Origin of the sequence: Bradyrhizobium sp. (assembly GCF_016462955.1) — a bacterium.
Taxonomy (GTDB): Bacteria; Pseudomonadota; Alphaproteobacteria; order Rhizobiales; family Xanthobacteraceae; genus Bradyrhizobium.
In genome coordinates, this window is the sequence record NZ_JAEMSD010000055.1 from 10,279 (window position 1) to 18,999 (window position 8,721).

Sequence of the window (8,721 nt, forward strand, 5' to 3'; positions counted from 1 at the left end):
CAGACGATGAAGCCGCCGAACACGACGAGTTCACCCTGGGCGAAATTGAAGACCTTCGATGCCCGATAGATGACCACGAAGCCCATGGCGATGAGGGCATAGAGGAGCCCGACCAATGCGCCGTTGATGAAATAATTGACGAAATCGATCATGCGATGGCTCGCAACGGTGCAGCGGCGTTTCCGCGCTTGTCGCCTTTAACGACATCGTGGATGGTGACGTGAGCGGACAGCGTTCCCTTTCGCCCATCCTGATACGTTACCGCGATGTCGAGTTTCTGATCATCCCGGCCGCCGTACATCGCCTCGATCAGCACGGCATAGCGTTCGGCGAGGAATTCGCGCCGCAGCTTGCGCGTACGGGTCAGCTCGCCTTCATCCGGATCGAGCTCCTTGGGGAAGTTGGCGAATCGACGGACCCGCGCATGTTCGGGCAGGAACAGGTTAACGCGCGCAATCTCGCCGCGCACCAGTTCGGCCACTTCGGCCTTCTGCGAAAGATCGGTGAAGGTGGAGAAACTGATGTTGCGATCTTCCGCCCACCGCGACACCACGCTCATGTCGATATTGATCAGCGCGCCGATATAGTCGCGCGTATCGTCGCCAAGCATCATGACGTCCTTGATAAACGGACTGAAACGCAGCCGGGTCTCGATAAACTGAGGCGGAAACCGTTCGCCGGAGCGAAGCTGTCGAAGATCGTCGAGGCGCTCGAGGAATACGAGCTCGCCGCTGTCGGTGACCGACACGGCATCGCCCGTGCGATACCATCCGTCCTCAACGCGCTGGGCGACGCTGTCGGGCTTCTTGTGATAGCCTTGAAAGACACTGCCGCCACGAACGAGCAATTCACCCTGCTCCGACACCTTCCATTCCAGCGCCGCACCGGATTCGGGGTGCGAGCTCAGCCAGTGCCCGACCGTCTCGAGATTGTACCGATTCCCCTGATGCAGGGTCAGGAGTCCGATCTCGGTGGCGCCATAGATATTGCGTAACGGCACGCCGATGGCATGGAACAGGCGAAACACATCCGGCGCCATCGTGGAGCCGCCGCACAATGCGAGCTTGATGCGCGTGAGGCCGAGCTTGTCTCGCAGCGGCTTCAATACCAGCATCTCCGCAAGCGGCAGCGCAAGCCGCGCGCCGAGCGGGACGGGCCTGCCTTCAAGACGCGCGACATGGACCTTGTGGCCGATATCGACACCCCAGGCATAGATCGCCCTGCGCGTCCGGCCAGCATCGAGCATCCGGCCCTGGATGGTGGCGGCGAGGCTCTCCCACTGGCGGGGAGCGAATACCATCACCTCGACTGCGAGTTCGCGGATATTGTTGAGAACCTCCTCAGGCGATTCCGGGAAATTCACCACCAGCGGCAGCAGGAGGCCGATGGTGACGCCGAAGAACTGCTCCGTCGCCCAGGCCGGGGCGATATAGGTGAGATACTCCATGCCGGGCTTGATGCCGGTCGCCGCGATGACGCGATGCGCGTTGTCGACGAGGTAGCGGTGGGTCAGCACCACGCCCTTCGGCCGCCCGGTGGTGCCGGACGTATAAGACAGCACGGCCACGTCGTCGGGTCGGCCTGTCTCAACCAGGCGCCGGAACAGATCGGTATCCTCGGCGTGGCGTGCGCGTCCGACCTCAACCACCTTCTCGAACGGCGTCAGGCGCTCGTGACGATAGGACCACATCCCGGTATCGTCCCAGTAGATCATCTGGCGAAGGTGCCGAACGCGATCGAGAATCGCGAACCCCTTGTCCACCTGCTCCTGATCCTGCGCTACCAGACAGACCGCATCGCTATCGTTAAGGAGGTATTCGATTTCGTCCGCAGTGATGTCAGGATAAAGCGAGACGATCTTGCATCCGATCGAGAACGCCGCAAACTCGCTCCAGAAGTTCTCCGGCTCGTTCTCGCCGACCAGGGCCACGGTCTCGCCGCGGCGAATACCTATCGCGTCAAGGCCAAGGGCGAAGGAACGCACCTTCTCGAGAACATCACCATAGGTGTATTCGCGCCAGATGCCGCGATACTTGTGCCGCTCAACGAGCCGGTCCGGCGCCGCGCTGGCGCGCTCGAGCAACAGTTGCGGAATGGTACGCATCGGCAGCATCAGCGATTTCCTTCGCCCAGATACGCCTTGAGCACCGCAGGATTTTTCTGAACCTCCAGCGGAGTCCCCTCTGCAATCTTGCGGCCAAAGTCGAGCACCACGATCCGGTCCGCTAGATCCATGACGACACCCATGTCGTGCTCGACGAGCACCACCGGGATCCGTCGCGCCTCGCGAACGTCGAGAATGAATCGCGCGAGGTCCTCCTTCTCCTCGGTATTCATCCCGGCCATCGGCTCATCCATCAGCAGGATGCTCGGCTCCTGCGCCAGTGCCCGACCGAGATCGACGCGTTTGCGCAAGCCGTAGCCGAGGCTGCCGACCGGCTGATGGCGGATGGATTCGATTTCGAGCAGCTCGATGATTTCCTCGACGACCTCGCGGTGCCGGATCTCCTCGCGTCTGCAAGGCCCGAAGTAAAAGAATGCCGACGGAATCGAGCTCTTCATGTGAATGTGACGGCCGACCATGATGTTTTCGATCACGGTCATGTTCGAAAAGATATGCGTCCCCTGGAAGGTCCGGGCCAGGCCGGCCTTCACGATATGGTGGACGCCCATGCCGGACAGCAGCGAGCCATTGAATCGTACCTCGCCCTGCTGCGGCCGATAGAAGCCGCTGAGGCAATTCATCAGGGAGGTCTTGCCGGCACCGTTCGGCCCGATCACCGCGAGCAACTCGTCCACCCCGACCGCGATGGACACATTGTCAAGCGCGACGACGCCACCGAAAGCCATCCGGATACCGTCGGCGACGAGAAGCGCGGCATTCTGCGCCGCACGGCTCTGCGATGCTGAATAGAGAGGCGAAACAGCGCTCAACACGCTCCCCCTTCACAACGCAGTCCTGCGACATTCATCCTCCCCACGGTATGCGGCATTTCGACCGAACAGCGCCCCACCCTCAAATCGCCCCATCCTCTGCGGATTTTTATGACCGATGAGCATTATTTTTAACTCGACAGTCAATTTAGGTCAAGCCCATTCGGGCGCCTGCAACACACCACGACGAAAAGGCAGATCGAACACTCCGGCGCGAACGCATCAAGAGGCACGGATTCCGGTTGCAGCAGGCAGCAGGCACTTCCCGCTTTGGAGGAAGCTCGTGATTGGGCGCATTCAGGCGCGCCTTTCGACGAAGCGGCCCTCGACCTTTCGACCTGCAATGGCACCAAACCGAAAAGGCAAAGCCTCGAACATGAATTGACCATAACGTCGAATATCCTAATATGTGGTCGAATACGGAAGATCTGCAGCTCTCCGTGAGCAACGTCTGTCACCGGTTTCGCGCGCTCGCGAAACCGCGTCGCTCCAGCAACGCTGCCAATCTCCGATAAGGACAGGCAGGAGGAGAATCCGGGATGGCAGGAGCCGAGAGCAAATCTTTTTCGTTCCTAACCGACCAGCAAACGATGGTTCGGGACGTCGCGCGCAAGGTTGCGACCGACGCGATCGCCCCCACGGCAGCGGAACGCGATCGCACCGCGACGTGGCCGCACGCCGAATTGAAGGCTCTCGCGAATCTTGGCTTCATGGGCATGCTGCCGCCGGAACAATATGGCGGCTCGAACGCGGGGTTCGTCGCCTATTGTCTGGCGCTGGAGCAGATCGCTGCGGCCGACGCGGGTGTCGGCACCATTTTCCACGTCCACAACGTCACCGCCTTCACCATCGCCTTGCGCGGCAGCGAGGAACAGAAGCAGAAGTATCTGCCGCCGATGCTGCGCGGCGAAAAGATCGGCGCGTTTCTTCTCACTGAGCCGCAGGCCGGATCGGATACCGCCGCATTTCGTGCCACCGCGCGCCGCGAAGGCGATCACTTCATTCTCAACGGCACCAAGCAGTTCATTTCCAACGGGAGCGAGGCTGGTACAACGATCGTGCTCGCTCGCACCGATCCGCAGGCCGGCAAACGTGGTTTCACAACGTTCATCGTCGACCCTACCTCACCTGGCTACAATGTCGCGCGCGTCGAGGACAAGCTCGGCCAGCGTACGGCCCATGTCGCCCAGATCCAGCTCGACAATCTTCGCGTGCCGGCGGAGAACGTGCTCGGCGAAGTTGGCGGTGGGTACCGGATTGTCATGGGCGGCCTGTCTGACGGACGGATTGCGATCGCCGCGCAGGCGGTCGGCGTTGCCCAGGCAGCGCTCGACGCTGCGATCCGCTACGCCAACGAGCGCGAGGCCTATGGCAAGCCGATCGTCGAACTGCAGGCGGTGAGCTTCCATCTCGCGGAGATGGCTGCGCAGGTCGACGTCGCGCGGCAATATTACATCCACGCCGCGCGGCTTCTCGAAGCCGGAGCCTCGTGTGCCAAGGAGGCGGCCATCGCCAAGCTCGTCGCTTCAGAGATGGCGGAGCAGGTCTGCTCGGACGCGCTACAGATCCATGGCGGCTATGGCTACCTAAAGGATTTTCCGGTCGAGCGCTACTACCGCGACGTTCGCGTCTGCAAAATCTACGAGGGGACCAGCGATATCCAGAAGCAAATCATCGCACGCAGCCTCTCGGCCTGAGGGCCCAAGAATTGACTTTACGGCAATAGTTTTGACTATGGAGCCTTGAGAATCGCTAATCCGGATACTCGGCACGCTTCATGAAGAAGACATCGACAGCAAGGCGCGGCCGCCACGCTTCCGCCTGGAAAAGCGTCGTCCTGGACCGGGAACAGCAATTCTTGCTGAAGCGGGGCGCGCTGCTTCGCGAGGCGGGCCGCGCATTCAGCCTTCGCGGCTATCACAACACCTCGCTCGAGGATGTGGCGAAGACCTTGGACGTCACCAAGGCCGCGCTTTACTACTACGTCACGAACAAGCAGGAAATTCTCTTCGAATGCCACATGATGTCGCTCGACTTCGGCGACGAGGCGATGAAGTACAGCGAAGAGCATGGCAAGACCGGGCTTGAAAAAATTCTCCTGCTTATCGACAAGTACGTCAAAACCATCACCAGCGAGATGGGCTCTTTCGCGGTGCTCGGCGAGTACGACGCACTGGAGTCGCAGAACAAGGCGATCATCGGCAAGCGTCGCGACAAGTTTGACCGCGGCTTCCGGAAATTGATCTCTGAAGGTATTGCCGACGGGACGGTGCGTGCCGTCGATCCCAAGCTGACGGTGTTCTTCTTCATGGGGTCGATCAACTGGATGACGCGATGGTTCACGACTGAAGGACCGCTCACCGGCGAGCAGGTCGCCCGGCAACTTGTCGATCTCGTAGAGGGAGCTCTGCGGAGCCGCTGATCGCGCCCCGCCGCCCCAGCGGAGCCGAAACGCTGCTCGCAAAAGACGCCTGGAACCCACGAAAACGATCCGCCGGACGGAGGCGCAAGAGCAATGTTACTTTCGTCCCTTCCAGAGCGGCTTGCGCTTTTGTACGAAGGCAGCAATGCCCTCGCGCGCATCAGCGTGGGCCATGTTCCTCACCACGAGTTCGCCGGAATATTCGTAGGCATCGGAGATGGGCATTTGCAGCTGGCGATAGAACGCCTGTTTGCCGAGCGCCAACGTGTAGGTCGATTTCGAGGCGATCTCCGCTGCCAGCGACTCGACCGTTTGCTCGAGTTGCTCGGGCGTGACCACATCGTTGATCAGCCCGATGCGTAGCGCAAACGCCGCGTCGTAGAGGCGCCCCGTGGTGAGCATCTGCATCGCGTGTTTCGGCATCACGGCGCGCGACAACGCCACCATGGGCGTGAGGCACCACAAGCCAATGTTCACGCCCGGTGTCGCAAACCGCGCCTCGCTGGAGGCGATCGCGAGATCGGCACTGGCGACCAACTGGCAACCGGCGGCCGAGGCCACGCCTGCGACGCTGGCAATGATGACCTGCGGTTGATCCCGCATCGTCTGCATCAGAGCCGAACAGCGCGTCGACACCGTCTTGAAGAATTCGGGATCCGTCTCCCCGTCAAATTCGGTAAGATCATGCCCCGCGCAGAAGATCTTCTTGCCGATCCCAGTCAGGACGATCACCGCGATCGACGGCTGCCCCCGGAGGTCCATCAGATGGCGGGTCAATTCATCGATTGTCGACAAGGAAAGGCTGTTGCCGCTACGCGGACGGTTCAAGGAAATGTACGATACCGCACCCCGATCATCGCGGATAACAAGTTCTTTTTCTTCGCTCATGACACGTTCCCAGAAAGTCTCGTTAGCCAGTTCGGCACGTGAGCGCACCATCGACAGGAAGAAGCACGCCGGAGACGTATTTCGCGTCATCCGACGCCAGGAACAGCGAGGCATGCGCCACGTCCCAGGCGGTGCCCATCTTGCCCATCGGCACCATCGCATCGCGCCGGGCAATCATGTCGTCGGGGAATCGTAAACGTGCTTGTATGGCTCGACGATCATCGGCGTGTTCATCAGGCCCGGCAACACCGCGTTGCAGCGGATGCCCTTCGGCGCATATTCGACCGCTACGGCGCGGGTGAAGTGGTTCACGCCGGCCTTCGAGGAATAATAGGAAATCATCGGCACGCTGATCGTGGTGATCGATGCGACCGATGACACGTTGACGATCGCGCCGCCGCCCTGCTTGACCATTTCCGGGAGGACGCGCTGGCAGGTGAGAAAGAACCCCTTCAGGTTCACCGCCATGACGCGGTCCCAGCTCGCCTCGTCGATATGCTCGGGACCGCCGGGCTCGGCGATGCCGACATTGTTCTGCAGGATGTCGATGCGGCCATGACGGCTGATGGCTGCACCGACGGCCGCATCGATGTCCGCGGCCGACGTGATGTCGGCGCGCAGGGCCTCGGCCCTGCCGCCTTCTTCCGTGATGATCGCGACGGCGCGCTCCGCCGATGCTAGATCGCGGTCGACGCAGATCACCGTCGCGCCTTCGCGCGCGAACAGGACGGCCGTGGCCTTGCCATTGCCCCAGCCTTCACCGACGCAGCCGGCTCCCATGACGAACGCGATCTTGTCCTTGAGCCGCTGCGACATCGGTGAATTACTCCCGCTTCTGGTTCAGTTCTTTTCGTAGAGCGTCACGACGGCCGCGCCGCCCAGGCCGAGGTTGTGCTGGAGCGCCAGCCGCGCACCGTCGACCTGGCGGGCCTCGGCGGTGCCGCGCAACTGATGGACAAGTTCGTAGCACTGCGCGAGGCCGGTCGCGCCGAGCGGGTGTCCCTTGGACAGCAGGCCGCCGGACGGGTTGGTGACGAAACGTCCGCCATAGGTATTGTCGCCATCGAGAACGAACTTCTCGGCCTCGCCCTCGCCGCAGAGGCCAAGCGCCTCGTAAGTGATGAGTTCGTTCTGCGCGAAGCAATCATGCAGTTCGACGACATCGACATCGTCGGGGGCGATGCCGGCCTTCTCGTAGACCTTTTCGGCCGCCGACTTCGACAGGTCGAAGCCGACGACGCGCATCATGTCGCGGGTCTCGAAGGTGCTGGGACGGTCCGTCGTCATGGCCTGCGCGCGGATGCGAACTGTGTCGTTCAGGTTATGGCGCCTGGCGAACGCCTCGGAGACGAGCACGGCGGCGGCGGCGCCGCAGGTCGGCGGACACGCCATCGAGCGCGTCATCACGCCCTCCCAGATCACCGGCGCCTGCATCACATCGCCTTCGGTCATTTCTTTCCGGAACAGCGCCAGCGGGTTGCGCGCGGCATGGCGGCTGGCCTTGGCGCGGATCTTCGCGAACGTCGAGAGCTGCGTGCCGTACTTGTCCATGTGCTGCTTGCCGGCGCCGCCGAAATAACGGAGCGCCAGCGGAATCTCGCCATGGCCGACAAGTTCATCGGTGACGCGGTCGAATTCCGAGAACGGCGACGGCCGGTCCTCGAAGATCGACCCCAGCGCACCCGGGCGCATCTGCTCGAAGCCGACGGCCAGCACGCAATCCGCCGCGCCGCTTTCGACCGCCTGCCGCGCCAGATAGAGCGCGGTCGAGCCGGTGGAGCAGTTGTTGTTGACGTTGACGATCGGGATGCCGGTCATGCCGACCCGGTAGAGCACCTTCTGGCCGGCCGTGGAGTCGCCGTAGACGAAACCGGCATAGGCCTGCTCGATGGCGTCGTAGCCGAGGCCGGCATCCGCAAGCGCCAGCTTGACCGCCTCCTCGCCCATCGCGTCATAGGGCGCTGATGCGCCCGGCTTTGCGAACGGGATCATGCCGACACCTGCAACGATCGCGGTCATTGTGCGCTCCTTGTGTTCGCCGATTACGCGGCCGTTTCGCTTTCGATGATTTTCCGGATTTCGGTCTTGAGTATCTTGCCGTAGTTGCTTTTCGGCAGGCTCGGCAGGAACCGGTAGGACTTCGGCCGCTTGAAGCGGGCGATATGTTCGATGCAGAAGGCATCCAGTTCCGCGGCCGTCACCGGCGCCGACGACGCCACGAAGGCGATGACCTCCTCGCCCCAGTCGGGATGGCGGCGACCGATCACGCTGACCTCCGCCACGGCGGGATGGCGCAGCAGCACCTCCTCAACTTCCCGCGGATAAATGTTGGAGCCGCCGGAGATGATGACGTCTTTCGAGCGATCCTTCAGATAGAGAAAACCGTGCGCGTCGAACGTGCCGACATCGCCGGTCCACAGCCAGCCGTCGCGCAGCGCCTGCGCCGTCGCCGACGGATTGTTCCAGTAACCGGCCAT

At 62.0% G+C, this 8,721-nt stretch carries 6 protein-coding genes and 3 pseudogenes; 2 read left to right on the forward strand and 7 right to left on the reverse strand.

What is annotated here, in order from left to right; all coding sequences use genetic code 11:
- From JHD07_RS39750 to JHD07_RS08885, 3 genes and pseudogenes are all read right to left on the reverse strand, one after another.
- Positions 1-152 (reverse strand): annotated as a pseudogene (locus JHD07_RS39750) (branched-chain amino acid ABC transporter permease); the annotation flags it as partial.
- Positions 149-2,113 (reverse strand): AMP-binding protein, encoded by a 1,965-nt coding sequence (locus JHD07_RS08880; RefSeq protein ID WP_291621154.1) that lies wholly within the window; start codon positions 2,111-2,113, stop codon positions 149-151. The pseudogene JHD07_RS39750 and the gene JHD07_RS08880, both read right to left, overlap by 4 nt.
- Entirely contained in the window at positions 2,113-2,937 is an 825-nt protein-coding gene (locus JHD07_RS08885) for an ABC transporter ATP-binding protein (RefSeq protein ID WP_349509787.1), read from the reverse strand. Before JHD07_RS08885 ends, JHD07_RS08880 begins: the two co-directional genes overlap by 1 nt.
- A 536-nt stretch (positions 2,938-3,473) precedes the next feature.
- On the opposite strand from JHD07_RS08885, the gene JHD07_RS08890 reads away from it, so the two are divergent.
- Both JHD07_RS08890 and JHD07_RS08895 read left to right on the forward strand, forming a co-directional pair.
- The gene (locus tag JHD07_RS08890; protein WP_024343236.1) at positions 3,474-4,631 is read left to right on the forward strand and encodes an acyl-CoA dehydrogenase family protein; all 1,158 of its coding nucleotides are present in this window, start codon (positions 3,474-3,476) and stop codon (positions 4,629-4,631) included.
- Between the two features lie 80 nt (positions 4,632-4,711).
- Positions 4,712-5,356 (forward strand): TetR/AcrR family transcriptional regulator, encoded by a 645-nt coding sequence (locus tag JHD07_RS08895; RefSeq protein WP_049820487.1) that lies wholly within the window; start codon positions 4,712-4,714, stop codon positions 5,354-5,356.
- Positions 5,357-5,452: 96 nt separating this feature from the next.
- Here the strand turns inward: JHD07_RS08895 and JHD07_RS08900 are convergent, their stop codons facing one another.
- The 4 genes and pseudogenes from JHD07_RS08900 to JHD07_RS08915 form a co-directional block, all read right to left on the reverse strand.
- Positions 5,453-6,244, reverse strand: a complete 792-nt coding sequence (locus JHD07_RS08900; RefSeq protein WP_024343234.1) for an enoyl-CoA hydratase — start codon at positions 6,242-6,244, stop codon at positions 5,453-5,455.
- 22 nt (positions 6,245-6,266) lie between these two features.
- Positions 6,267-7,060, reverse strand: a pseudogene (locus tag JHD07_RS08905) (SDR family NAD(P)-dependent oxidoreductase).
- Between the two features lie 24 nt (positions 7,061-7,084).
- A complete protein-coding gene (locus JHD07_RS08910) occupies positions 7,085-8,263 on the reverse strand; it encodes a lipid-transfer protein (protein ID WP_024343233.1) in 1,179 nt (392 codons plus the stop codon).
- Positions 8,264-8,286: 23 nt separating this feature from the next.
- Positions 8,287-8,721 (reverse strand): annotated as a pseudogene (locus tag JHD07_RS08915) (AMP-binding protein); the annotation flags it as partial.